Annotated in this window: 29 protein-coding genes; 1 reads left to right on the top strand and 28 read right to left on the bottom strand. The window is 45.4% G+C overall.

The genetic code is table 11. The annotated features are described in order from the left end of the window. Positions 1-64: 64 nt before the first annotated feature. The 18 genes from AR337_RS21965 to metG all read right to left on the bottom strand — a co-directional run bounded on the left by AR337_RS21965 (position 65) and on the right by metG (position 15,720). Positions 65-295 carry an anti-sigma-F factor Fin family protein gene (locus AR337_RS21965; RefSeq protein ID WP_059174198.1) on the bottom strand — a complete coding sequence of 77 codons (231 nt, stop codon included), beginning with the start codon at positions 293-295 and terminating at the stop codon, positions 65-67. Positions 296-398: 103 nt separating this feature from the next. Further along, positions 399-959 (bottom strand): aminoacyl-tRNA hydrolase, encoded by a 561-nt coding sequence (pth, locus tag AR337_RS21960; RefSeq protein ID WP_059174197.1) that lies wholly within the window; start codon positions 957-959, stop codon positions 399-401. Positions 960-1,261: 302 nt separating this feature from the next. Then, complete coding sequence (locus tag AR337_RS21955) at positions 1,262-1,897, bottom strand: 50S ribosomal protein L25/general stress protein Ctc (RefSeq protein WP_059174196.1); 636 nt, start codon at positions 1,895-1,897, stop codon at positions 1,262-1,264. Between the two features lie 154 nt (positions 1,898-2,051). Next, positions 2,052-3,008, bottom strand: a complete 957-nt coding sequence (locus AR337_RS21950; RefSeq protein WP_059174195.1) for a ribose-phosphate diphosphokinase — start codon at positions 3,006-3,008, stop codon at positions 2,052-2,054. A gap of 16 nt (positions 3,009-3,024) precedes the next feature. Next, positions 3,025-4,398, bottom strand: a complete 1,374-nt coding sequence (glmU, locus tag AR337_RS21945; protein WP_059174194.1) for a bifunctional UDP-N-acetylglucosamine diphosphorylase/glucosamine-1-phosphate N-acetyltransferase GlmU — start codon at positions 4,396-4,398, stop codon at positions 3,025-3,027. Positions 4,399-4,768: 370 nt separating this feature from the next. Next, positions 4,769-5,059, bottom strand: coding sequence for a septation regulator SpoVG (gene spoVG / locus AR337_RS21940; RefSeq protein ID WP_042453823.1), 291 nt, complete (start codon positions 5,057-5,059; stop codon positions 4,769-4,771). Between the two features lie 161 nt (positions 5,060-5,220). Continuing rightward, positions 5,221-5,595, bottom strand: a complete 375-nt coding sequence (locus AR337_RS21935; protein WP_059174193.1) for a RidA family protein — start codon at positions 5,593-5,595, stop codon at positions 5,221-5,223. A gap of 2 nt (positions 5,596-5,597) precedes the next feature. Then, positions 5,598-6,431 carry a pur operon repressor gene (gene purR, locus AR337_RS21930; protein WP_059174192.1) on the bottom strand — a complete coding sequence of 278 codons (834 nt, stop codon included), beginning with the start codon at positions 6,429-6,431 and terminating at the stop codon, positions 5,598-5,600. 54 nt (positions 6,432-6,485) lie between these two features. After that, positions 6,486-7,352 (bottom strand): 4-(cytidine 5'-diphospho)-2-C-methyl-D-erythritol kinase, encoded by an 867-nt coding sequence (gene ispE / locus AR337_RS21925; RefSeq protein ID WP_059174191.1) that lies wholly within the window; start codon positions 7,350-7,352, stop codon positions 6,486-6,488. Between the two features lie 229 nt (positions 7,353-7,581). Beyond that, positions 7,582-7,785 carry a hypothetical protein gene (locus tag AR337_RS21920; protein WP_059174190.1) on the bottom strand — a complete coding sequence of 68 codons (204 nt, stop codon included), beginning with the start codon at positions 7,783-7,785 and terminating at the stop codon, positions 7,582-7,584. Further along, positions 7,782-7,964, bottom strand: a complete 183-nt coding sequence (locus tag AR337_RS21915; protein ID WP_059174189.1) for a small, acid-soluble spore protein, alpha/beta type — start codon at positions 7,962-7,964, stop codon at positions 7,782-7,784. Before AR337_RS21915 ends, AR337_RS21920 begins: the two co-directional genes overlap by 4 nt. A 435-nt stretch (positions 7,965-8,399) precedes the next feature. Beyond that, entirely contained in the window at positions 8,400-8,663 is a 264-nt protein-coding gene (gene veg / locus AR337_RS21910; protein ID WP_059174188.1) for a biofilm formation stimulator Veg, read from the bottom strand. Positions 8,664-8,874: 211 nt separating this feature from the next. Continuing rightward, entirely contained in the window at positions 8,875-9,762 is an 888-nt protein-coding gene (gene yabG, locus AR337_RS21905; protein ID WP_059174187.1) for a sporulation peptidase YabG, read from the bottom strand. 88 nt (positions 9,763-9,850) lie between these two features. Beyond that, positions 9,851-10,729 carry a 16S rRNA (adenine(1518)-N(6)/adenine(1519)-N(6))-dimethyltransferase RsmA gene (gene rsmA / locus AR337_RS21900; protein WP_059174186.1) on the bottom strand — a complete coding sequence of 293 codons (879 nt, stop codon included), beginning with the start codon at positions 10,727-10,729 and terminating at the stop codon, positions 9,851-9,853. Continuing rightward, positions 10,722-11,288, bottom strand: a complete 567-nt coding sequence (gene rnmV, locus AR337_RS21895; protein WP_059174185.1) for a ribonuclease M5 — start codon at positions 11,286-11,288, stop codon at positions 10,722-10,724. The genes rsmA and rnmV overlap by 8 nt, the downstream gene beginning before the upstream one ends. 164 nt (positions 11,289-11,452) lie before the next feature. After that, on the bottom strand, positions 11,453-12,640 hold the full coding sequence (locus tag AR337_RS21890; protein ID WP_059174184.1) for a G5 and 3D domain-containing protein: 1,188 nt from the start codon (positions 12,638-12,640) through the stop codon (positions 11,453-11,455). Between the two features lie 236 nt (positions 12,641-12,876). Then, positions 12,877-13,644 (bottom strand): TatD family hydrolase, encoded by a 768-nt coding sequence (locus tag AR337_RS21885; protein ID WP_059174183.1) that lies wholly within the window; start codon positions 13,642-13,644, stop codon positions 12,877-12,879. Between the two features lie 105 nt (positions 13,645-13,749). After that, positions 13,750-15,720 (bottom strand): methionine--tRNA ligase, encoded by a 1,971-nt coding sequence (gene metG / locus AR337_RS21880; RefSeq protein WP_059174182.1) that lies wholly within the window; start codon positions 15,718-15,720, stop codon positions 13,750-13,752. Between the two features lie 503 nt (positions 15,721-16,223). On the opposite strand from metG, the gene AR337_RS21870 reads away from it, so the two are divergent. Next, a complete protein-coding gene (locus AR337_RS21870) occupies positions 16,224-16,502 on the top strand; it encodes an AbrB/MazE/SpoVT family DNA-binding domain-containing protein (protein ID WP_059174180.1) in 279 nt (92 codons plus the stop codon). A 76-nt stretch (positions 16,503-16,578) separates the two neighbouring features. On the opposite strand, the gene rsmI is transcribed toward AR337_RS21870, so the two are convergent. From rsmI to AR337_RS21820, 10 genes are all read right to left on the bottom strand, one after another. Further along, on the bottom strand, positions 16,579-17,451 hold the full coding sequence (rsmI, locus tag AR337_RS21865) for a 16S rRNA (cytidine(1402)-2'-O)-methyltransferase (protein WP_059174179.1): 873 nt from the start codon (positions 17,449-17,451) through the stop codon (positions 16,579-16,581). Further along, complete coding sequence (locus AR337_RS21860) at positions 17,423-17,716, bottom strand: GIY-YIG nuclease family protein (protein ID WP_059174178.1); 294 nt, start codon at positions 17,714-17,716, stop codon at positions 17,423-17,425. The genes rsmI and AR337_RS21860 overlap by 29 nt, the downstream gene beginning before the upstream one ends. Next, positions 17,703-18,446, bottom strand: coding sequence for a tRNA1(Val) (adenine(37)-N6)-methyltransferase (locus AR337_RS21855; protein WP_059174177.1), 744 nt, complete (start codon positions 18,444-18,446; stop codon positions 17,703-17,705). The genes AR337_RS21860 and AR337_RS21855 overlap by 14 nt, the downstream gene beginning before the upstream one ends. Before the next feature lie 49 nt (positions 18,447-18,495). Then, positions 18,496-18,858 (bottom strand): DNA replication initiation control protein YabA, encoded by a 363-nt coding sequence (yabA, locus tag AR337_RS21850; RefSeq protein WP_059174176.1) that lies wholly within the window; start codon positions 18,856-18,858, stop codon positions 18,496-18,498. Positions 18,859-18,871: 13 nt separating this feature from the next. Further along, positions 18,872-19,699 (bottom strand): stage 0 sporulation family protein, encoded by an 828-nt coding sequence (locus AR337_RS21845; protein WP_059174175.1) that lies wholly within the window; start codon positions 19,697-19,699, stop codon positions 18,872-18,874. Next, a complete protein-coding gene (holB, locus tag AR337_RS21840; RefSeq protein WP_059174174.1) occupies positions 19,692-20,693 on the bottom strand; it encodes a DNA polymerase III subunit delta' in 1,002 nt (333 codons plus the stop codon). Before holB ends, AR337_RS21845 begins: the two co-directional genes overlap by 8 nt. A gap of 89 nt (positions 20,694-20,782) precedes the next feature. Further along, on the bottom strand, positions 20,783-21,112 hold the full coding sequence (locus AR337_RS21835) for a cyclic-di-AMP receptor (RefSeq protein WP_059174227.1): 330 nt from the start codon (positions 21,110-21,112) through the stop codon (positions 20,783-20,785). 122 nt (positions 21,113-21,234) lie between these two features. Beyond that, positions 21,235-21,870, bottom strand: coding sequence for a dTMP kinase (gene tmk / locus AR337_RS21830; RefSeq protein ID WP_059174173.1), 636 nt, complete (start codon positions 21,868-21,870; stop codon positions 21,235-21,237). A 16-nt stretch (positions 21,871-21,886) separates the two neighbouring features. Further along, a complete protein-coding gene (locus AR337_RS21825; protein ID WP_059174172.1) occupies positions 21,887-23,320 on the bottom strand; it encodes an aminotransferase class I/II-fold pyridoxal phosphate-dependent enzyme in 1,434 nt (477 codons plus the stop codon). Positions 23,321-23,415: 95 nt separating this feature from the next. Then, the gene (locus AR337_RS21820) at positions 23,416-23,634 is read right to left on the bottom strand and encodes a sigma factor G inhibitor Gin (RefSeq protein WP_059174171.1); all 219 of its coding nucleotides are present in this window, start codon (positions 23,632-23,634) and stop codon (positions 23,416-23,418) included. Positions 23,635-23,859: the final 225 nt, after the last annotated feature.

Below are 23,859 nucleotides of genomic sequence, written 5' to 3'. Positions count from 1 at the left end.
TCATTTGTTATACTCCCATCCTATAGAAACAGAAAAATGCTTTGGATCTTTCTCCAAAGCCTGATTAATGAATCAAGTAATCATATTGGTGAAGACTTGGATCCTTCTCAAGTGATTCCTGGCAGTCTTCACATATGGATTTTATTTGTATATCACCATTTTGCTCATACGAAACCATCGTTGCCCGTTCCTGCCCGTTTAGCATATGGAGCCCAAGCATGATTGAATCGGCCGCTTCCTTATCAATCGAACCGAGAGCGATGCCACAATGGCGACATAAATAATGGATAGCCAATCAATTCCCTCCTAGAGAAAGCCGTATTCCTAGTATGGACGGCCAGGGAGAAAATTATTCAGTTACAACCATTTTATTGCCTTGCCGTATTAACGATGCATGCCTACTGATTAAATTCGTTCATTACCTGCAAGAACGGCTTCGAAAGCCATGCTTCGCAAGCCTCGGAGCTTTTCTCAACAGCTTCCTCAATAAGAGGTTCCTCTTCTTTCCTGAAACGCGCTAGTACATAATCCGGTACTGCCATGCCAGCTGGTGGCCTGCTGATCCCAATCCTAATCCTGTTAAATTCCGCGGTACCAAGATGGGCTATCGCCGATTTAATTCCATTATGCCCGCCTGGGCTTCCTTTTTGCCTAAGGCGAATTTTTCCCGTTGGCAAATCAAGGTCATCATAAATAACGAGAAGATCTTCAGTCTCTATTTTATAAAAATCCATTGCTGATCTAATTGATTCACCTGACAAATTCATATATGTAAGGGGCATCAGGAGTATAACCTTTTCTCCTTGGCAATGTCCCATCCCTATCAGGCCTTTGTGTTTCGCCTGGTCAAGAGGAATGCCAAGGCGGCCAGCCAGCCTCTCGATCACCTCAAAGCCGATGTTATGCCTGGTTCCGGCATACTGCCTGCCGGGATTCCCCAAACCAACAATCATCTTCACTACTGATTCCCCCGTTCAAAATAACAAAATGCGCAAGCGCCTTGGTCAGCCCCGACTAGCATAAGACGGGGCCCGCAGGAAGGGCCTGCCCTCCGGAGGGAACCGACTTATGACCTCGAGGGGCTAGGCGCTCCTCGAAAAAGCTAACGCTTTTTCTTCGTGCGAGGCTTATGCTTCCGAAGCTTATTCTGGTGGAGCTGGATTACAATAACTTATTTCGAGTTATCCTACAATGTTCTATTTTTTATTTCGAGAGCAATCATAAAAGACGTAACCTTATTGCTAAGGCTACGTCCGGCAACCTATTCTTTCGAGGCTTCGGTTTCCCTGCCCTCTTCATTTTCAGGTGTTCCACCGTCCTGCTGTTCGCCGCTATCAATTTCCTCTTCTACCTTCGGCGGAAGGATTGAAGCGATGACTTCATCCGCTTCATGGTTGATTTGGAACTTTCCGTCTGTATTCAAATCGGCAATGGTAATCGTTTCCCCAACCTGCAAACCGGTGATATCCACTTCAATGGATGACGGAATATTGGCTGGCGAACTAGTAATTGAAACTGTAAACAAAGGCTGCTGTAGGACGCCTCCATCCCTTACCCCGGCAGCATCCCCAACTAGGGCTACGTTTACATCGGCATTGATTTTTGAAGACTTGTCCACGGCAAGGAAGTCGGCATGGGTAATTTCGTTGTTGATGACATTCTTCTGGTACTCTGTCAATACAACATCTTGCCTGTTGCCATCAACATCCAGTGAGATAATCCCATTCCTTCCGACCTGCTTAATTGTCTTGGCAAATTCGGCCGCACTGACGTATACAGGTATGCTGTCAACCTTCGACCCGTACACAATAGCCGGGATGTTGCCCTCCCTCCGTAACTCTCTGACCGATACCTTTTTCTCTCCGCTTCGGTTTTTTGCCTGCAAAACTGTACTCATGAATTTATCCCCTTCCATTTCTCATTTGGTTCCTCTATAAAAAGTGCCCCAAAAAAGGGAGGTCTAAACGCATTAGATAAATCTAAGAGGCGGGAACCTGCTAATACGTGAGGAAAAGGCCCTGCCCGCAACGGGGGACCCTCACAACAGATTTTTAATCAAACAATGTGCTTACCGACTGCTCCTCATGCACCCTGATGATGGCTTCGCCAATAAGAGGGGCAACGGATAAAGACGTGATTTTCGAAATCTTCTTTTCATCCTTAAGTTCGATTGTATTTGTTACAACCAGTTCTTTGATGTTCGAATTCTGAATCCGTTCTATGGCCGGTCCGGATAAAACCGGATGCGTGCAGCACGCATACACCTCCGACGCGCCATTTTCAATTAGCGCATTTGCGGCAAGGGTGATGGTACCCGCTGTATCTATTATATCATCAATCAGAATCGCAATCTTGCCTTCAATATGCCCAACAATGTTCATTACCTCGGCTACGTTCGGGCGCGGCCGACGCTTATCAATGATTGCGATTGGCGCTTTCAGGCGCTCAGCCATTTTCCGCGCGCGTGTCACACCACCATGGTCAGGGGAGACGATAACAATATCCCCGTTCAGGTCCCTGTTCTTAAAATGCTCCGATAGAATAGGCACACCCATTAGATGGTCAATCGGGATATCAAAGAAGCCCTGGATTTGAGGCGCATGCAAATCAAACGTAATAACCCGGGTTGCCCCTGCTGTTTCAAGCAGGTTTGCTACCAGTTTTGCCGTAATTGGCTCACGTGCGCGCGCTTTTCTGTCCTGACGTGCATAGCCATAGTAAGGCATTACAATATTTATCGTCTTTGCCGACGCCCGTTTCAATGCATCAATCATAATAAGCAATTCCATAATATTTTCATTGACTGGAGCGCTCGTGGATTGAATGACATAAACATCGCAGCCGCGGATGCTCTCTTCAATATTAATCTGAATTTCCCCATCACTGAAGCGGGTCACGGAGCATTTTCCCAACTCGACACCGATTACTTTGGCAATTTCATCGGCTAGCGGGAAGTTTGAGTTCAGGCTGAACACCTTTAAATTCGGATCTAGGTATTGATTTGACATAATGGCCTCCAATTGGTTATTTCCTTATGTTAAGTTTTTGAACGTAGTTTTCTTTGTTTACCTGCCGCGCCCTTGCAAGTGATAATGCATCAGGAGGCACATTTTCTGTAATGGTGGAGCCCGCAGCGACATAGGCACCTTTTCCGATTGTCACCGGGGCAACCAGGTTCGAATTGCAGCCGATAAAAACCCCATCCTCAATTGTTGTCAAAAACTTGTTTTTGCCATCATAGTTGACGGTAATGGAGCCACAGCCGATATTGACATCCCGGCCTACCTCCGCGTCACCGATGTAGCTTAAGTGAGATGCCTTGCTTGAATCCCCAAGTACGGCTTTCTTAATTTCTACGAAATTTCCAATTTTTACATCGTTTCCTAGAGCCGAATCAGGACGGATGTGGGCAAATGGACCAATATTGACATTGGAGCCAACCAAGCTTTTAAAGGCAGCGGATTGCCGAATAACCGTTTTGTTCCCAATTTCACAAGAATCAATTTCTGAATTCGGACCAATTTTGCATTCTTCACCGATGACAGTTCTGCCACTGATTATGGTTCCCGGATAAATTACTGTATCCTGGCCAATAACAGCATCAGTACCAATATATGTGTTCGCAGGATCAAGGATTGTTACGCCGTTCTTCATGTGGTTTTCATTAATGCGCTTCCTCATAATCCGTTCTGCTTCCGAAAGGGCAACACGGTCGTTCACCCCAAGCGTTTCATCCGGATCATCCGCTAGGAATGCCGTGACTACCTCTCCCTGACCCTTAAGGATTTCGATCACATCGGGTAAGTAGTATTCTCCTTGGGAGTTCTCATTGGATACACGTTGAAGAGCAGCAAACAGAGCTTTATTATCAAAGCAGTAGGTCCCTGTATTAATTTCGGTAATCGTACGTTCTTGTTCGCTGGCATCTTTGTGTTCCACAATTTTTTCGACATGGCCACCTGTATTGCGGACAACACGTCCATATCCAGAAGGATTATCCATTTTGGCGGTCAAGATGGTTGCCTTGGCCGATTGTTCGGTATGATGGCGGAACAGCGCCTCCATTGTTTCGGCGCGAATAAGGGGCGTATCTCCGCATACAACGATGGTAGTACCTTCCCTGCCCTCCAACTGGGAGGCTGCCTGCATGACTGCATGGGCAGTCCCTAGCTGCTGATCCTGCAGGGCATAATGGCATTTTCCGCCAAGTTTCTCCTTAACCAGTTCAGCTCCGTGGCCGACAACCGCCACAATTTCCTCAATAGAAATTTGTGATATTTGATCAACTACATGCTCCACCATCGGCTTGCCACAAACAGGATGAAGCACTTTGTAAAGTTTCGATTTCATGCGCGTCCCCTGGCCAGCAGCCAGGATGACAGCAAAACGGTTCGACATGGCTATGCCTCCTCCAAAATCCTTTTATATGTAACAGAATTAAAATCTGTCTTCTAAGCACGTATCCGGCAGCATTCCGACTATAGCCTCCGCAAGAGCGGTCGGCTCCTAATTGCATTGCGAACGGCAGCGCCAGTGCACTATTTCCAAGGCATTGCTTCGCCCCGATTCACAAAAGCAACATGAAGAAACTTCTGCCGGCAGCTACACTTTATCCAATTTAAAATATTAACGTAAATGGGCGCCCATTTCAAGGATACAGGAGGAATGTATAAAATTGACACATATGTGGAACCCGAGGGAAAAGATTGGGGTTTGATAAAATGAAAAAAGAGCCTGACTTTCGAAGTAGGCCCTCGTTGCGGTATTCTTAGGAAGCTCCGGCTTCTTCAAATTCTACTTCTAATTCTCCAAGACGGTGGTACTCGGCCAGAACTGCTTCCTGAATCTTCCCGCGGGTACCGGAATTGATCGGATGGGCTATATCGCGGAATTCTCCGTCCGGAGTCCGCTTGCTTGGCATTGCCACGAACAAGCCATTGTTGCCATCGATCACACGGATATCGTGGACGACAAATTCATTGTCTAGCGTTATGGATGCAATCGCTCTCATTCGTCCTTCTGTATTTACCCGGCGCAATCTTACGTCTGTCACTTCCATTTGTTCACACCCTTTTCCCTTAAAAAATGAAATCCTACTACCATATTCGGCAGAAACTTTCGATATCCTTCTTTATTTTGAGATTTTTTTGAAAAATTAGGGCAAATTAGTGAACTTTTAATAAAAATGGAACAATATGGCTCAAAAATAGTCTTTTTTGATTATTTCACTAACGCAATTACTTCAATTTCAACCAATGCGTCCTTAGGCAGCCTTGCTACCTCTACAGTAGACCTCGCAGGTTTATGTACAGTGAAATATTCCGCGTATACTTCGTTCAATGCGGCAAAGTCATCCATGTCTTTTACAAATACCGTCGTTTTTACGACTGTTTCAAATGAAGCGCCGGCCGCAGCAAGAACTGATTCCAAATTTTTAAAAACCTGCCGTGCTTGGATGACGATATCCCCTTCGGCCATTGTCCCTTCCGTTGTAAGGGCTATTTGTCCGGAACTGTAAAACATATTATTGACGATGATACCTTGGGAATATGGCCCGATTGCCGCGGGCGCGTTTTTTGTCTGAACACTTTTCATCTTTAGTCCTCCATCCCATTCCTCTTAAAATAATTTCCTTCCATTACCTTGATCCGCTTTTCCCTGACATCCACATCGGCCAGCTGGACAAGCGAAATATATTCATCAACTAACCTCTCCTCAATTTTTTCTGCTTCAACCAGAACCGCGATTCCGGCAACCGAAGCATTGAATTCCTCAAGAAGGCTGATCATTCCGACTACCGTTCCTCCCGCCTTCATAAAATCATCAACAATTAGGACCCTTGACCCTTCAGCCAAACTTCGCTTCGAGAGAAGCATTGTCTGGATTCGCTTGGCCGATCCCGATACATAGTTGATGCTGACCGTCGGCCCCTCTGTTACTTTGCTGTCCCGCCTAACAATCACAACTGGGACGTTCAGCTGAGTGGCAACTGCGTAAGCGAGCGGAATGCCTTTTGTTGCCACAGTCATGACGACATCTATTTTCGAAGATACATAGGCTGATGCGATAATTTTACCCGCAGTCTGGACAATCGACGGGTTTCCGAGAATGTCGGCTAAATACAAATATCCGCCCGGCAAAAGGCGGTCTGGCCTTGCAATTAAATCACAGAGCTTTTCAATAAAGTGCTTCGCATGGCCGTCGCCCAGCTTCACTAGGAATTTTACCCCTCCGGCTGCCCCGGGGATGGTTTGTAGGGTTCCGACCCCTCGCTTTTCAAGAGTTTCTTTAATTATTGCCAGGTCCTCACTAATCGATGATTTAGCTGAGGAATACCGTTCCGCAAAAAAAGTAAGCGGTACTAGTTCGCGGGGCCGTTCAAGCAAATAATGGGTCATGTCAATTAAGCGTTCACTGCGGCGAAATTTCATGAAAACCTCCAAAATACCGAATATTTTAGTTTAATGTAACATAAATGTACGGATTTATTCAAGGTGGCGCTCGCCAAGCATCCTAACCGCAAAAACCTGCCCGCAAAACCCCCGCAAACCATTGTAAATCCTGTTCAGCCGCGAATCATGCCTGACAAGGCCAAACACCGTAGGCCCACTTCCGCTCATCAATACGGCATCCGCTCCAAACCGCTTCATTTGGTCCTTGATATGGGCTACATCTGGGTAAAGCTTCAATGTAACTTCTTCTAGCACATTGCCGACATTTCCGCAAACTGCCTCAAAATCCTTGTTCTCGATTGCCTGGATCATCGCTTTTGTGTTTGGGTGGACTACGCCTGAAACATCGAGCCGTTTGTAGACATCAGCCGTAGAAACCCCAATATAAGGCTTAGCGAGGATGACCCAGCATGTTGGAGGAGCGGAGAGCTCCTTAATTCGTTCTCCCCGTCCGGTCGCAAGGGCGGTTCCCCCGTAAACACAAAAAGATACATCAGACCCAATTTCCGCCCCAAGAACGGCAAGTTCATCGAGGGATAATCCAAGACCCCATAATTTATTCAACCCTCTTAGGGCTGCTGCGGCATCACTGCTGCCTCCGGCAAGACCGGCCGCTACTGGGATTACCTTTTCAATCGAGATTGTAACCCCATCTTTCACTTGAAAACGATCCTTTAAAAGCTGGGCTGCCTGATAGGCGAGATTGCGCTCATCATCCGGGACGAACCTGCTTTGGGATAGAATTTTTATTTGCCCATCTTCCGAATGCGACAGTTCGAGACGGTCGGCAAGGTCGATGGTTGTCATGATCATTTCTACTTCATGGTAGCCATCCGGCCGTTTGTGCAGTACATCAAGCGACAGGTTGATCTTTGCTGGGGCTTTGACTAAAAGCTTCACTGAGGTCCACCTACTTTTATATGTTCCAGCTTTACGACAGATTCGGCGCTTCCCGAATACTTCGTGCGGCCAATATGCATTAAACATACATATGCCCGCAGCTGGACAATTCCCATTGTTTTTGTCCTATTTTACCACAAAAACACTGCGATAAGACCCCTGTTTCCTGAACTGCCACGGAAAAATGTCAATAGGCCGAGAAAAATCCCGGCCAGCCGCGCTGCATGTGTTATTTTAATCGAATGGCTTGCCGGTCAGGTTTCACGCTAGCCGTTTTTGAATACCAGATTGTTCCCGGTTCTTCCAGATGATCTTCCTTTTTCTGCAGGATTCCAGGGCTATCCGGGTCAGGAGCGAGACAGCCTAGCTTTTTATAAGCGAGCCTTCCGGCCACAAACAAATTCCCCAGCTTCCGAAGCCGCGGTTCGCTCATCCTCTACTGTTCTCGAGAAGCTGCTGTTCAGCTAGCTCGATTGCACGCTTGACCATATTACCTGCATCCCGGGCCCTAATGCCACCCCAACCTTCCTTTTCAACCACATCATAGAAACCAAGGTCCTTAGCCAGTTCTTCTTTAAAACGGTCCGACATTACTCCTCGTCTTCTCGCCATCTAAACAACCCCTTCCATCAGCAGCGGCATTCTTAGTATGCTGGCTATGCAGCTGTTTCATAATGCCTAATCCTGTCAGAAAAGCAAAAGCGCCCGTTTAGCGCCGTATGGACTGGAGGGAAGCAGCTGCCTGAGGTACTTCCATGCAGCTTTGCGACGAGCTGAAGACAGCTTCTCCGAATTTACTGTGGCGCAGGAGCACCCTCCCACAGTAAAGGAAACACGATAAGCGTAAGCGAATCGATGTTGACTTATCGTAGCGAGGGGACCGAAGTACACTAGGCGCTGGGCGCTCCTCGGAAAAGAAGAACACTTTTCCTTCGTGCGATGCTATGCTGCCGAAGCGTCCCTTGTGTAGCTAGACAAGAAAAGCGCAATGGCTTTTAAAAACGCAAAAACAGCGGCTTAGATAGCCGCTGCCCTGCATTATTATATCTAGCTTAGTGCTGCCTGTCCTGCTGTTTCTTCATAGAAGGTGATTTCGACTGTTTCTGTCAGTACATCTGCATAGCTGTAAGAAACACGTTCAAATGCATTTTCGTCTTGATCTAGTTCAATAACAAAAACTGATGGGTATGTCTCTGCCAGGATGCCTGACCGTTCAATCGTCTTCCTGCGCCCACCATTGGCTTTAAGCAGGAGCCTTTTACCCAAATTTGAATCCAGAGCCTTTTTGATATCGGCAAGTGTTTTTGGCATTCGGTCCACCTCACTGTGTAAAGTATAACACACTGACATATTTTTGTCAAAGAAAAAACATAAATTATATCAGTCACTGAAAAAGATTGTCAATATTTTTTGTTCTTCTTTTTCTTATAAATTTCAACAATCGTTAGTTTTACCTATATACAGCTTTTTATGTAAGGGCAATTTTCTGGCCAAAAGAAAAATAAGCCTTCATCTTTAAGGCTTATTCCCCCTCTTCCGCATATTCAGGCCGATAAGGCATTCCGGTCCGGAGAACGCCCTTTGTTTCAATTCCTCCAAGGCCTTTTTCTCCAGTAAGCGTGTTCCTTAATACATCCCATACATGGATGCGCTCCATGAACGGCGTAAAGCTGATTTTGGCCACTATATATACCGGGTCAAGGGCATGGATATTGATCCTGGATGGTGAGCTAGCAAAATTAGCACCAGCTGATATCAATGATTCGAAATGCGACTGGCATGCCCCCGCAAAAATGACTAGCTGGTCAAGGTGAGGTACCTTCTTCCTCGCTTCCCTGACTGTCTGCACAAAATGCTTTGAATGGCGGTAGGCATTAATATCGCTCATTTTCCCTTTGGATTTTGAATAGGCATCATGTCCGGTAACAACAAGGATGTCTGGCCTATAATAGTCGAGGAACCCGCCAATCCTTTCGGGCATATCCTTTTCATTGCAATGGATTCCGTAAACCGGTATGCCAATTTTCTCATAAAGAGCCAGGCATTTTTTCAAATAGGTTTGATCCCCATCCATGTGAAGGACCTTACCGGGAATTTGAAAATAATTAGCGGGCTTTGCATATCCCCCGGTTACCTGGTATTCCTGTCTTTGCTTGAGTAAAGTAACATCCTGGCGGAAAAGCTCAAGTGATTGCTCCTCCCTTGAACGGTATTCATTTGTCAGCTTTAACCTCTCCGCCTGGCCCATTACCACCAAATCATCAATTGGGGCATCTGCCGCCAGCCGGATATATTCCCCATAAAGATGAGCTATTTGCCGTCCATCCCGTTCTATAATTTCAATTACCCTGAAAAGGATGTCACAGTTATACGATCGCCTTCCGACGATGTCCATTTTCTTTATAGCCACAGAATTCACCCCAATAGGTTTCTTCCATAGGCTATGCGGGTGCAAATAAACAGGTGACTAACACACTTATCGGCACTGGCCAAAAAAATCAGCTGAAATTGTGCAGCAGCGCTTCGCTCAGGCTCCCGAACTCCTCGAGTGAAAGGGTTTCCCCTCTCCTGGACGGCTCGATTTTTGCTTTCTCCAGGGCAGCAAGTATCGCTTCCTTCCTTTCCTTACCCCCTTCGAGCTGGCTGATAAGGTTATTCAGGATTGTTTTCCTCCGCTGGGCGAACGCCGCCCTTGTTACTTTAAAGAAAAATGCTTCATTGGAAACCGCGACGGCCGGTTCACTACGGACATTTAAGCGAATGACGGCAGAGTCGACGTTTGGTTGGGGGACAAATACAGTTTTCGGAACAATCATAACTGTTTCCGCCTCTGTATAGTATTGGACGGCAATCGATAGTGATCCGTAATCCTTTGACCCTGGCCTGGCTGACATCCGGTCGGCGACTTCCTTCTGTAGCATGACCACTATCGCCCTTATAGGAAGCCCCTCCTCAAGGATTTTCATGATGATTGGGGTCGTGACATAGTAAGGCAAGTTGGCCGTTACGACCAAATCCATTCCACTCCCGAATTCATCTTTAATCACAGCGGGTACGTCAGCCTTTAAAAAGTCGCTGTGAATGATTTTTACATTCGGGTACGGTGATAGTGTATCCTCTAGGATTGGAAGAAGACGCTGGTCAATTTCAAAGGCTACAGTCTTCTTGCTGGCCTTGGCAAGCTGCTCTGTCAGCGCGCCAATGCCAGGGCCTATTTCAATTGTCCCTGTTTCCCTTGTAATACCTGCCGCATCAACAATCTTCCTCAAAATATTCGTATCAATCAGGAAATTCTGTCCAAGGCTTTTCTTAAAAGAAAATCCATATTTATCGAGAATGGCCTTTGTCCTTATCGGGGTTGCAATATCTTTATCCATTACTATTTTCGTCCTCCTGCTGGATGGCTTTTAGTGCTTCGGCGAATTGGCCGCTGCTGATTTGGAACATTTTCAGCCGTTTGTGGAGCTGCTTTCCATTCGTATACCCGATTTTCAGGATTTTGCCAAGCCTCGCCCTTTTCCCGCTAGCGTCTGGTCCACCAATCAGCCCGGCAACCATTAAATCTTCCTGAGTAATTTCCTCCGCTGCTTCTTCAATCATTAGTTGCGCGTCCTTCAACGCTTTCCGGATGTTCTCCGGATCGGCATGCTCGACTCCAAGCCCGCGGCCAAGCCGTTCCCTTGCCTCTTCTTTTGGCAAAAAGGCATGCTTGCAGCCTGGAACCCTACGGGAAATCTCATGTCGAATTTTTTCCCCAGGATAATCAGGGTCTGTGAAAATGATTACGCCCCTTTTTTCCTTGGCAAGCATAATTTTTGTGATGGTCTCCTCCGTCAATGCCGAGCCATTTGTCTCGATCGTATCCGCGTCAACCGCCCTTTTTAGGGCAGTGGTATCATCTTTTCCTTCAACCACGATGATTTCTTTGATTTTCATTGCATCCTCCATGGGCAGATAAAAACTTAATCTTTTTGAAAAATAGTTGAAACCAAATTGTAACCTTTTGCGTCTATATAAGTAACAAGGAATTACGTTCTTAGTATAAGGAAAACTCCGGACAAAAACAAAATGCAGAGGTTGGCCCCCTGCATTTATGTATATTAATTCAAAATCTTTATCTTTACTTTCCTCGTTCCCCAGCGGTAGGCATCAGATAGAGCAGGGAAAAAGACATCGATTTTATTTCCCTTTATCGCAGAGCCTTTATCGGCCGCGATTGCATACCCATACCCTTCGACATACACTTTGGAACCAAGCGGAATGACTCTCGGATCAACGGCAATCACCTTAACGTGCGGATTGGCGCGAAGATTGATTCCCGTGGCAGTCGTGCCCGAACAGCCGTTGCAGCCCGCCGTATACGCTGTCGCAGATACATAAAGTTCTTTGCCCCCTGCAGGAGCGGCGCCACGTGAAACCTGGGCCACAAGGACCTTTGTACCTACCGCAACAACTTTGTCCTGTTTGGCGCGGACTGTTTTTTCACTGATCAACTTCCGGGTTACTTCCTTGCCATTTTCCCGGACCACTTCAAACTTCTTGGAGAGAAGCCCTTCTTTCCCTTCGGTAACAACCTTCTTTTGGCCTTTTGACAGTTTTGAATCCTTCTTTGTAACCTCTGCAAACTTAATTGGTTCTTCCACTACATCGGTGACTTTTTCTACTCGAATGACCTTTATCACGGCATTTTGTTTTACTTGATCCTGTAAGGATGGTTCAACTCGATCAAATTTATTTAATATAATGCCTTGCTGATTTAAAAAGTCAGCGACCGTAGCCGAAGTGGACCACACTTTTTGTTCTTTCTTGCTGCCATCGAGTAAGCTTAGATAGAGAGCCTTCTTAATCTCAACGCTCATCTTGTCTCTGATTTGCTCTTCCGGTTTTACTGAAATATAGTCTTGTGGTATCAACGCTATCTTTTGCTCGTTAAGGAGCTCCCCAACCTTATCGGCTGTAGTCCATACCGTTTTCTTCTCGTTATCTTTGACAATTTCAACCTGCTTCGCTTTTTTCCAGACGATTTCAAGATTGTTTTCTACCTTGGTTCCGACTGGAGGAAACAAATAGTCATTTGAGTTGACCGTTATTTGCAATTCCTTGAATAGGTCTTCCACGGTACCTGCCCGGGTCTCGACCACCTTTTCCTTGCCGTTCAGGGTCAAGGCGACGGTGCTTTTTGTCCCTTCATAAAAAAGGAACCCGAGGGTAGCTATGAAAACTAGGAAACTGGCAAAATATATCGCCACTTTCTTCCTACTCAAAGACGCTGGAAACAGGCTTTTCATGTTTATGGATCCGATGAAAAACGCCTCCTTTTCTTGGAGTGATTATATAGAACCATATTGCCGACTGTCAACCCTAGTACATTTCCGAAGGTAGTTCTAATTATGCACATCCAACTGGGAAATGCAAAGAATTACTTATCGACATGTTCATCCTATGCAGAAAAGGAGGCGTGTAGAACTTTTTGTTTTTATTAAAAAATTGGACAAACTTTCTGGCTATTCGACAGGTTTCTCTATCAACTTATGCCGAACAATCGCTTTGCATTTTTAGTAGTAACGTTTGCCACTTCTTCAAATGAGATTCCCTTTAGAGCGGCAATTTCCTCAGCAACAAGCCTGACATAGCTAGGCTCATTGCGTTTTCCCCTATGTGGATGCGGTGTAAGATAAGGGCAATCGGTTTCGACGAGCAGACGGTCCAGTGGGATTTCTGAAGCCACTTCCTTCGGCTTTACCGCATTCTTGAAAGTAACGGGTCCTCCCAATGAAATATAAAAATTCATTTCAACACACTGCTTTGCAATTTCCACACTTCCACTGAAGCAGTGCATAATTCCCCCGACCTCAGCAGCGTCTTCTTCCTTCAGGATGTCAACTATATCGGCTGTTGCATCCCTGTTATGGATGACAATCGGAAGTTTTACCTTTTTTGCCAGCCTGATCTGCTTCCTGAACACTTCTTTTTGTACATCCTTAGGTGATTTGTCCCAATGGTAATCCAGGCCCATTTCACCAAGTGCCACGACCTTCGGATGGGCGGATAGCGTTTCAATCCAAGCAAGGTCCTCATCTGTCATGTCGACGGCATCAACCGGATGCCAGCCAACACAGGCATAAATGAACTCGTTTGCTTCCGCCAGGTCGATTGCTTTAGTTATCGTTGGCCGGTCAAAACCAACTACAACAATCTTTTCAACCCCGTTTTCCTTTGCACGCGCCATTACTTCCTCGACATCATCTTCATATTGATCCGCATTCAAATGTGCATGGGTATCAATCAGCATTGTGCCACTTCCCTTCTCTGTTTGAATGGAGCCCGTCGTTGGGATGGGAAAGGGAATGCATCGTCGAAAAATTCAGACGCGAGCATTCCCTCCCTTTGTTACCTATTACTTAATTTTCGTGCCATTAGGCAGGCTCTGGTCAACAGAAGCGAGCGAAAGGGTTCCTTCAGTTTTACCCGCGAGAATCATCCCCTGTGAGAGCTCTCCCCGCAATTTAACAGGCTTGAGGTTGGTTACGCAAATGACCTTCCTGCCTATCAGTTCTTCCGGTTTGTAGTACTCAGCAATCCCCGAAACAACCTGTCGTTTCTCATAGCCCAGGTCAAGCTGCAGCTTCAAAAGCTTATCAGCCTTCTTTACCGGCTCGGCATGGAGAACCTCGGCGATCCTCAAATCAATTTTCATAAAATCGTCAATAGAAATCTCTTCGGTTTCAGGCTCCGCCTGCTTTTCTTCCTGCTTCGGTTCCTTTTCAGCAGCTGATACTGCCGGGCCCTGCATTTCAGCCTTAATGAATTCTACTTCTTCAGCAATCTCAAGGCGAGGGAATAAAGGATTTCCTTTCACTACCTTTGTTGCTGCAGGAATCATTCCGAATTCAGAGAGGCCCTCCCATTTTTTTAGCGAATCTTGATCAATGCCAAGCTGCTCAAAAATATGCTGAGGCGAGCGTGTCAGGAATGGCTGAAGAAGGACTGCTATCCTGCGAAGGGACTCCGCTAGATGTGCCATGACCGACCCAAGTTCGGCTTTTCGCTCCTCATCCTTGGCGATAGCCCAAGGCTGTGTTTCATCGATATACTTATTCGAACGGCTGACAAGCTGCCATACCGATGAAAGCGCCACTGAAAACTCCATCTTTTCCATTGCATCTTCATACTTGCTGACCGTCTCCCTATTGGCAGCAAGAAGACTCTCATCAAACTCGGTCACCGATCCGGAATAAACTGGTATCTCGCCGCCAAAGTACTTGTCAATCATGGCTACTGTCCGGTTAAGGAGGTTACCCAAGTCATTGGCCAGGTCAAAATTAATTCGTTCAACAAATCCTTCCGGAGTGAATACGCCGTCCGATCCAAATGGCACTTCGCGCAGCAGATAATACCTAAGGGCATCGAGGCCATAACGGTCAATCAAGGTAACCGGATTCACAACGTTCCCTTTCGATTTGGACATCTTTCCGTCCTTCATCAAAAGCCAGCCGTGGGCAAAAACCTTCTTGGGAAGAGGCAGCCCCAACGCCATCAGCATAATTGGCCAGTAAATCGTATGAAAGCGGACAATTTCCTTCCCTACCAGATGGACGTCAGCAGGCCAATATTTTTGATATTTCGAATCATCATTGCTTCCATACCCTAAAGCGGTAATATAATTGGACAGGGCGTCGATCCATACATAAATGACGTGCTTTGGATTGCCAGGCACCTTGATGCCCCAGTCAAACGTAGTTCTCGAAACAGCAAGGTCTTCAAGCCCTGGTTTGATGAAATTGTTGATCATTTCATTCTTTCTCGATTCAGGCTGGATGAAATCAGGGTTGTCCTCATAATATTGCAGCAGCCTGTCCGCATACTTGCTCATCTTGAAAAAATAGGACTCTTCCTTCACTTTTTCAACTGGGCGCCCGCAGTCAGGACAATTCCCGTCAACGAGCTGCCTGTCTGTATAAAAGGACTCGCATGGCGTACAGTACCAACCTTCATATTCATCCAGGTAAATATCTCCTTGTTCGACAAGCTGCGCAAAAAGCTTGTCGACCGATTTTTTATGCCTGTCCTCCGTTGTTCTGATAAAATCATCATAAGAAATATCTAATTTTTTCCAAAGCTCCTGTATTCCTTCAACAATGCCATCTACATAGTGTTGAGGAGTCATTCCGGCTGCTTCGGCATTGCGCTGGATTTTTTGGCCGTGCTCATCCGTTCCAGTCAAATACATGACATCGTAACCGCGCAGACGCTTGTATCTGGCCATCGCATCCCCGGCAACCGTTGTATATGCATGCCCAATATGCAGGTTTCCGCTCGGGTAGTAAATAGGGGTTGTCAGGTAAAATGTTTTTTCTCTCTTTTCCATCGAGATCCCTCCTTATATATACCTATCGCCTAATTAAGGCCGTTGAGGTCATTATTGCCTTTTCCTATAAGCTTCTATCAACAAAATATACCGAAAAACCAATATTTCTGCAATATAATAGGCCTTTTCAGAACCGAACCGAAAAAACTTTTGGCCCCCTATCCCTATAAAAAAAAAAGGAACGTCGAATAGTATAGTTGGTTGCCGAAGTTCTACAAAATATTTGTCGAAAAAAAATTTCATTTCTGTGTTTTTTATTATACTGAAAAAGTATTATAAAATTGTTTACTATTTACTTAACATATTCGCCTAAGAGTTAAGAAAACATTGATGGTGTAGGGTTTTCATGGTAAACAAAAACTTTTTAACACTTTTTTAATGAGAAATTGATTGACGAATTTGGGAATCGCTGGTATTATAAAATTATTAAAAAAATTGTCGAATAATGGCGAATGATGTATTATTAGAGAATCTTTTTTTAAAAATGGGAGGAGAAGCATTACATGAAATCTACTGGTATTGTACGTAAAGTTGACGAACTCGGCCGGGTGGTTATTCCTATCGAATTAAGGCGTACACTTGGCATCGCAGAAAAAGACGCTCTTGAAATCTATGTAGACGATGAGCGTATCATCTTGAAAAAATACAAGCCTAACATGACTTGCCAGGTTACAGGCGAGGTTTCCGATGACAACGTGACACTGGCAGATGGCAAGCTAATCCTTAGCCGTGAAGGTGCAGAACAACTATTGAAAGAAATCGAGTCAGCATTCAGCAAATAATCCTTTTAAAGGCTTCTCCATTCACGGAGAAGCCCTTTATTTTTTGGTAAAGCTGCTTGGCTGAAAAACCCTAAGCTTACTCGATATGATACTCCCGGTATATATCCCGCTTGCTCATCCCCCGGTCTTTTGCCGCCTTTTTAATCGCTTCCTTTGATGCAAGCTTTTCCTTGGACATATAATGGCTGACATGCTCCTCAATTGTGAGGTCCTCCCACCATGGCATTTCTTCCGAATCCTCGCCATTGCCGCCCTGAAGAATCAGGCAGAATTCTCCCCTGACTTCTCCATTGGTGCACCACTCAATAGCTTCCTCAACAGTCCCACGGATGAATTCCTCGTATTTTTTTGTAAGCTCCCTGCAAAGGACAATTTTGCGATTCCCTAAAATATCTAATATCAGGCCTAGTGAATCCTTTAACCGGTGGGGAGATTCATATAAGATAATGGTTGCTGCCTGTTTTTTTAATAGTTCCAATTCCTGCTTCTTTTCCTTCCGCTGCCTATTGAGGAAACCATAGAAATAAAATGGCTGTGGGGGCAGGCCTGAAGCAATTAGGGAAGGCAAGGCCGCGTTCGCTCCCGGAAGAGGAACTACCGCTATGTCTTCCTTTATCGCCATAATAATTATGTCGTATCCAGGGTCGGAAATGGCTGGCATTCCGGCATCGCTGACCAAAGCGATTTTTGCCCCTTCCCTAAGCTTTTCTAGCAATTTATCCCCGCTTGCCTCCTTGTTATGCTCATGGTAGCTAACTACGGGGGTTGCTATTTCAAAATAATTGCATAGCTTTTTTGTATTCCGTGTATCCTCGGCTGCAATTACGTTGGCTTCCTTAAGAATTCGGATTGCCCGAAAGCTCATATCCTCCAAATTGCCAATCGGGGTCGGCACAAGGTAAAGAATACCCTTCTCCGCTTCATTCTCGAAACTCTTCTGCTGTTGCATTTCTATCACCCCTTCCCCTGGCCAAAAATTCTTCCTTTTTTCCACGTGGAAGCTGTTTAAAGCGATATTCCGCCTGCATGGCTTCAGCTTTGCTTGGAAAGGCCCGCGCAAAAACAAGTTCCACCGGACCGCGGCCCCTTGTATATTTAGCCCCTTTTCCTTCATTATGGAGCCTGACCCTTCTTCTAAGGTCATTGGTGTAGCCTCCATAAAAGCTTCCATCACGGCATAACAGTACATAGAAAAAATGTTCAGCTGCTTCCATATAAAATCTCTCTGACTTCCGTTGTGTATTCATTGGTTTGGTCATAAACAATTAGCGGTGGAAGGATTTTCAAGCCAGGCTGGCCATCCTTTGTTGCCTCTACAAGCATCGTATTTGCTTCTCTGCCTTCCTTTGGATAAACAAACTTAATCCTCTTCGGTTCTAAGCGATATTTTCTCATCAGCTCAATCATATCATTCAAACGCTCCGGCCTATGCACAAAAGCCACCTTTCCCCCAGCCCTTGCAAGAGCACTAGAGACACGGATTGTATCTTCAAGGGTACATAATAGCTCATGCCTCGCAAACGCATAATGTTCATTCTCATTGATTTCCGAGGTTGGCGGCGTTTTAAAATAGGGAGGATTACAAGTGACTACGTCAAATTTGCCATAACCAAGCTTTGCGGGCATGTCCTTCAAATCACCATGAATCATCTCCAGGCGGCTTTCCAGGCCGTTGTAGCAGATACTTCTGACAGCCATGTCATACAGCCTTTCCTGGATTTCCACGCCTGTAATGCGCCCCTTAGTCCTTTTGCTAAGGAATAGGGGGATAACCCCGTTGCCGCTGCACAAATCAATTAAGTTCCCTTTTTGAATCGGAACATACACAAATCGTGACAGCAAGACTGCATCAAGCGAAAAAGCGAATACGGACGGGCTTTGGATGATCCGTAAATTTTCCGCAAGCAAATAATCCAGCCGCTCATCACCTATTAAATTGGTCATTGTCATCCTCCCATGTCCACAAAAAGGCCTTCCCGCTAAAAGGAAGGCTTTATTTTTTATTCAAAAATGATAGGCAAAATAAGCAATCGCCTTCTTTTCGCAGGCTTCCGAAATGCAAATTGCATATATGGAAACCTTCCTGGTAAAGGCGCGCCAAATTGTCGTACCCTTCACCAATATCCAGGGTCTTGGATTCGGCTGCCCCGTCCTTCTTTCCTTTCTTGCCTGAACTTTCTTCCTGTGCCGATGACTTATCGAGACGCCGGCGCAGAAGCTCATTTTCAAGCTTAAGCGAATGATTCTCTTCCAGTATTTCTGCGAGATGTTGCTTTAATTCACCCAGCTGCTGGTAAAGATTGCCGATTTGGATTTCCATTGAGCCAACCGATTCAAAAATTTCCTTCTTATCCACTTATTCCACCTCATCAGTCTGTGGATGGTATAGAAAAAGCACCTTCTTTAAGGATTTCTTCAAGGGTAAACTCAAGCACCCTTTCCTGTTCCTTTATTTCAACTTGGAGAATTCTCTCCAAAATGTTTAATCCAACAACCTTCCCTCTTCCAAGCGGCGTTGAAATAACCTCGCCAAGATCAGGAAGAAGATCCTTTGCCGTTTCATATTCGTCATTCTCATATTTCAGACAACACATGAGCCGGCCGCAAAGTCCTGAAATCTTAGTCGGATTCAAGGAAAGGTTCTGATCCTTCGCCATTTTAATCGAAACCGGATCAAAATCGCCAAGGAAAGTGGAACAGCACAGCATCCTGCCGCAAGGGCCGATACCGCCAAGCATTTTTGCTTCATCCCTGACCCCGATTTGCCTTAATTCTATCCTTGTCCTAAAAATCGATGCCAGGTCTTTTACCAATTCCCTGAAATCAACCCTGCCATCGGCAGTGAAATAAAAAATAACTTTGTTTCTGTCAAATGTATATTCAACATCGACAAGCTTCATATCGAGCTGGTGCCCGTTTACCTTCTCGCAGCAAACATCATAGGCTTCTTTCGCAGCCAGCTTGTTTTCCTCCACAATGATTCTATCCTTTTGATCTGCAATCCGCACAACCTTTTTCAAAGGGAGGACAACGTCATGCTCGTCCACTTGTTTACGGGAAATGACAACCTTGCCAAACTCGACTCCGCGTACGGTTTCGACTATAACATAGTTGTCCTTTTCTATGGGCAGATCTCCGGGATCGAAGTAATATATTTTGCCCGCTTTTTTAAAGCGGACCCCGACTACATCATACAAATGCTGATCCCTCCTGCAATTTTAACACGAGCTGTTCCATCAGAAGCTGGGGATTCATATTGGCATGAAGCCTCCGTTTGGCATCCAGAATCGCCGCCATCTGATCGGGCAAGCCTCGCATCCGGGTTTGAAGGGCAAATTGTTGAAGCCGTACAGATTCCTTTTTAAAAACAATTTGCTCCTGTTTACCCAACTGTATATATAATAAGTCCTTAAGTACGAGAAGTAGAAGATCCAAGCCGCGGTCAATCTGTTCTTTTTCTTTAAAGTGCGCAAACCATTCCCCCTGGAGGGCGACCATAGCCTCCAATTTATTTTTTTTAAGCACTTCATATAATTTTACCACTATTTTTTGGGCTTGTGCAAACCAATCCTGAGTATTTAGTTCCATTGCCTCATGTAAATTGTTTGTCAATTGGGCAAGCAGTGGGGCAGAATCAGGATCAATCCCATTTTCAATAAGTTTTCTTATGAAAACAACCGGAGGAAGTGGGAGAAATGAAATGGTTTGGCATCGCGACAGAATCGTCGGCAACATTTTTTGAGGATTCTCCGTAAGTAGGAGCGCAACTGTCTGGGCCCCTGGCTCCTCAAGAAACTTTAGCAGTGAGTTGGATGCGCTTGTCGACATCTTTTCAGCGTCAATTATCAAATATATCTTTTGGGATGACTCCATCCCTTTTTTTGAAAATTCTTCCTGCAATTCCCTGATTTGCTGCTTCTTAATTGAAAGGCCATCCGGTTCGACCCAGTGAACATCAGGATGGTTGCCGCTGTTGATGCGTTTGCAGTTCAGGCAGGTTTCACACGGCTTGTACCCTTCTATCGGGTTTTCACAAAAGAGCGACTTAGACAAAAGCCTAGCCGCATCCTTTTTCCCGGTCCCCCGCATTCCCTCAAGCAAATAGGCATGTGCTAGCCGGCCCTTTTGAATGCTGTTCTTTATCATCTTTAATGCAGCTGGCTGAATCTCCTCCAGCCCATCCCAATTCATCGTCAATCGGTTCACCTGCTTATCGCTACGTGGTATTGAAAGGAGGAAGGCGCTTTTTAAAAAAGGGCCTTCCGATTAAAAACGGATGACTAAAATTGCAAAAATTGCTCAATTGGAAGGACAAACACCGTAGCTCCGCCCACTTCTACCTCGACTGGATATGGAACGTACGAGTCGGCATTTCCTCCCATAGGTGATACTGGGGCAACGAGCTGGTCCCTCGACTTACAGTTAACCCTGATAATCTCCAAAGCCTTGTCGATTCTGGTATCATCCGTACCAATCATAAAGGTTGTATTTCCCGACTTAAGAAAGCCTCCCGTTGTAGCAAGCTTTGTTGCTCTGAAATTATGCTCAACGAGTGCATTTGATAACCTGTTGCTATCCTGGTCTTGTACCACTGCAATAATTAATTTCATTTGCATACAACCTCCTTCTTATAAAGATTTGGTACCATATACTTTCTTTTATTATAACAGGATTTCCTGCTTCTCACATGAATGAAGGAGTTGGGAATTATCTGTAAACAAACAAATCCTCCCTATTCGGAAGGGAGGATTGCTTCTATTTTTGCTAATGCGGCCTTAAACACTTCCTCCATCGGCAAGGAGGCATCAATTTTTACAATCCGTTCAGGAAAACGAGCCAGCAAGATCAGGTAGCCCTCTCTCACTTTTCGGTGGAAATCCAACGCTTCGAGATCAAGCCGGTTTACTTCGCGCCCTTGATGCTTTTCAATCCTCGCAAGCCCTTCCTCCGGGGCGATATCAAAATAGATCGTCAAGTCAGGCATCATTGTTTCAATTGCGAATTCATTTATTTTGTAGACTTCATCAATCCCGAGCCCTCTTGCATACCCCTGATATGCTAGTGAACTATCCACAAAGCGGTCGCAAAGAACAACAGCGCCCTCCTCGATACCAGGCTTAACCTTTTCTACGAGATGCTGCCTTCTTGCCGCGGCATATAGCAGCGCTTCGGTACGTGGATCCATGGCTGTATTCTCAGGCTCAAGGATGACCCTTCTGATTTGCTCAGCAATGTCAATTCCACCCGGCTCTCGAGTAATGAGAGTAGTAATGCCTCTATTTTTTAAATGCTCGTCCAAGTGCGCAAGAACCGTTGTCTTTCCAGCACCCTCTGGACCTTCAGTCGTTATAAATAATCCTTTTTTCATCATGACCTCCAACAAACTAGCCTTTTCTATAGATGAGAATTTCTCCGGCTGTAAGCCGTTGCCCTCCTTGGAACCTCGAGCCGGACTTTTTGAGTTCTGCGAGCCGGCTGGCCATCCGCTTAGTTATACGTTCCCCTTTTAAAATAACCGGGATTCCGGGCGGGTATGGTATGATGGTTTCCGCTGAAATTAAACCAACCGCTTTAGTAAGCTCTATCACTTCACATGGCAGCCCATCCATTTCATTTAAAGAAAGGGCCAGTCCTGACAGACATCCTCCACTGGAGGATTCTAAAGGAGTAGGCGAAACAGCAGGATAATGGGCAAGGGCTTCCGCAATTTTCCTCGCTGCATTTTTAAACGGATAATCCATCCCTTCTTTTAAAAGAGGCAGGATCAGCAAAATATTATGGGGGTCGGCAAGTTCTGTAAAGATGCCTTGATGCTCCAGAAGTTTTTGAATTTCATATCCATTGAGGCCGCAGGCTGCCTGAATGACCACCTTTAGCGGATCAGCTTTTCCTTCATTCTCCAAGACTCTTATTTGCGGTATGTCCGCGAGTTCACCCCTGAATCGATTGATATGTTCCAAAAGGTTTTTCAAATCCCTTTTATTAATAGTTCCAAGAAAGTTTCGCGCCAAGTCCAATGAAGCCATTATTGGGTAGGATGGGCTACTTGATTGAAGCATTTGTAAATAATCCTTTAAACGGGTAAGTTCCACCAGCTTGCTATTAAAATGCAGGAATGAACCCATAGTCATCGCTGGAAGCGTTTTGTGAGCAGATTGGACTACTATATCCGCACCTAATTCCACTGCAGACTGCGGGAATGGAGCCCCTGCTATAAAATGGGCGCCATGGGCCTCGTCCACAAGAACCGGAATGCCCTTTAGATGGGCGGCTGAAATGATATCTCCAATTGGGTCGGCGATTCCGTAATAATTCGGGTAAGTAAGGACAATTGCCTTTAATTCCGGATAGCAGGCAAGCGCTTTGTGGACGGCGGGAACATCCAGTCCGCAAGCCACTTTCCATTCTCCGTTAAATACTGGCTCAATAAAAATGGGCTCAGCCTTTGCGAGACGGATTCCATTTATTATTGATTTATGGCAATTCCGCTGTACAAGGATTTTATCCCCCTCCCCGCAGACGGATGCTATCATAGCGAGGTTTCCAACGGTGGAACCATTAACGAGAAAAAAGCTTTCTTCCACTCCATATAGTTCTGCTAATAGTTGTGCCGCTTCATGAATCGCTCCTTCCGGAGAATGGAGGTCATCCAGCCCAGACAACTCAGTCGCATCCAACTTCATTATCTCTGAAAAATAGACAGCGGCTTCTCCATCCAGGACAGTTCCGTATTTATGGCCTGGGACATGGAAAGAAACCGGTTTCGTACTTATATGCGCAGTCAATGCATTCAATAAAGGAACATTAAGTTGATTCATTTTTTCTCCCTGATAAAGTTAAGTCTCATCCATTTTATCAGAATTGCAGTGTTTGGTATATTTCCGGGCAAAAAATAAAAGCCCTATCCGGACTTTTACGACAATATTCGCTGTGCAGCAACTTTTCTTAGCTGCTTTAAATAGTATATATATTTGGGGTCGTTTGTCTCAGTGGAAACCATTTCCCTTTCGCACTCCGCACAAATAAAAGAAGTGTATAGATGTATTCCCCGACTTTTCGTTCTCTCGCATACCACACATGTTTCCCCATAAAGCTTTTCAATAGGCTGATGTTCCACTTCTCCCACCTCCATACCCCTATTGTGCCCCGCACACTTAATTTGTATACAATTTTATGAATTGTCTAGCTGCCTACTGTTCCTAGTGTATGTATATATACCTAATTCGGTGTATGTCTACCCAATTTTAAATTGTATTTTCTTAATTGTGGCGGAATACAAAAAAGCAACCCCTATATAAGGTTGCCTTTCGCATTGCCCGGCAGCGTCCTACTCTCACAGGGGCAAGGCCCCAACTAC

Origin of the sequence: Bacillus sp. FJAT-27445 (genome assembly GCF_001510665.1) — a bacterium.
In the GTDB taxonomy this organism is placed as follows: Bacteria; Bacillota; Bacilli; order Bacillales; family Cytobacillaceae; genus Bacillus_D.
The sequence above is the reverse complement of the archived record's forward strand: the minus strand, read 5'-3'. Positions and strand labels throughout refer to the sequence as shown.

Excerpts from the sequence above, each read along its gene's own strand:
- AR337_RS21955 (WP_059174196.1), bottom strand. The coding sequence starts at position 1,897 with ATGAGTACAGTTTTGCAGGCAAAAAACCGAAGCGGAGAGAAAAAGGTA.
- AR337_RS21950 (WP_059174195.1), bottom strand. The coding sequence starts at position 3,008 with ATGTCAAATCAATACCTAGATCCGAATTTAAAGGTGTTCAGCCTGAAC.
- glmU (WP_059174194.1), bottom strand. The coding sequence starts at position 4,398 with ATGTCGAACCGTTTTGCTGTCATCCTGGCTGCTGGCCAGGGGACGCGC.
- spoVG (WP_042453823.1), bottom strand. The coding sequence starts at position 5,059 with ATGGAAGTGACAGACGTAAGATTGCGCCGGGTAAATACAGAAGGACGA.
- AR337_RS21935 (WP_059174193.1), bottom strand. The coding sequence starts at position 5,595 with ATGAAAAGTGTTCAGACAAAAAACGCGCCCGCGGCAATCGGGCCATAT.
- purR (WP_059174192.1), bottom strand. The coding sequence starts at position 6,431 with ATGAAATTTCGCCGCAGTGAACGCTTAATTGACATGACCCATTATTTG.
- AR337_RS21920 (WP_059174190.1), bottom strand. The coding sequence starts at position 7,785 with ATGAGCGAACCGCGGCTTCGGAAGCTGGGGAATTTGTTTGTGGCCGGA.
- AR337_RS21915 (WP_059174189.1), bottom strand. The coding sequence starts at position 7,964 with ATGGCGAGAAGACGAGGAGTAATGTCGGACCGTTTTAAAGAAGAACTG.
- veg (WP_059174188.1), bottom strand. The coding sequence starts at position 8,663 with ATGCCAAAAACACTTGCCGATATCAAAAAGGCTCTGGATTCAAATTTG.
- rsmA (WP_059174186.1), bottom strand. The coding sequence starts at position 10,729 with ATGGATAAAGATATTGCAACCCCGATAAGGACAAAGGCCATTCTCGAT.
- rnmV (WP_059174185.1), bottom strand. The coding sequence starts at position 11,288 with ATGAAAATCAAAGAAATCATCGTGGTTGAAGGAAAAGATGATACCACT.
- AR337_RS21890 (WP_059174184.1), bottom strand. The coding sequence starts at position 12,640 with ATGAAAAGCCTGTTTCCAGCGTCTTTGAGTAGGAAGAAAGTGGCGATA.
- AR337_RS21885 (WP_059174183.1), bottom strand. The coding sequence starts at position 13,644 with ATGCTGATTGATACCCATGCACATTTGAATGCGGATCAATATGAAGAT.
- metG (WP_059174182.1), bottom strand. The coding sequence starts at position 15,720 with ATGGAAAAGAGAGAAAAAACATTTTACCTGACAACCCCTATTTACTAC.
- AR337_RS21870 (WP_059174180.1), top strand. The coding sequence starts at position 16,224 with ATGAAATCTACTGGTATTGTACGTAAAGTTGACGAACTCGGCCGGGTG.
- rsmI (WP_059174179.1), bottom strand. The coding sequence starts at position 17,451 with ATGCAACAGCAGAAGAGTTTCGAGAATGAAGCGGAGAAGGGTATTCTT.
- AR337_RS21860 (WP_059174178.1), bottom strand. The coding sequence starts at position 17,716 with ATGGAAGCAGCTGAACATTTTTTCTATGTACTGTTATGCCGTGATGGA.
- AR337_RS21855 (WP_059174177.1), bottom strand. The coding sequence starts at position 18,446 with ATGACCAATTTAATAGGTGATGAGCGGCTGGATTATTTGCTTGCGGAA.
- holB (WP_059174174.1), bottom strand. The coding sequence starts at position 20,693 with ATGAATTGGGATGGGCTGGAGGAGATTCAGCCAGCTGCATTAAAGATG.
- AR337_RS21835 (WP_059174227.1), bottom strand. The coding sequence starts at position 21,112 with ATGAAATTAATTATTGCAGTGGTACAAGACCAGGATAGCAACAGGTTA.
- tmk (WP_059174173.1), bottom strand. The coding sequence starts at position 21,870 with ATGAAAAAAGGATTATTTATAACGACTGAAGGTCCAGAGGGTGCTGGA.
- AR337_RS21825 (WP_059174172.1), bottom strand. The coding sequence starts at position 23,320 with ATGAATCAACTTAATGTTCCTTTATTGAATGCATTGACTGCGCATATA.
- AR337_RS21820 (WP_059174171.1), bottom strand. The coding sequence starts at position 23,634 with ATGGAGGTGGGAGAAGTGGAACATCAGCCTATTGAAAAGCTTTATGGG.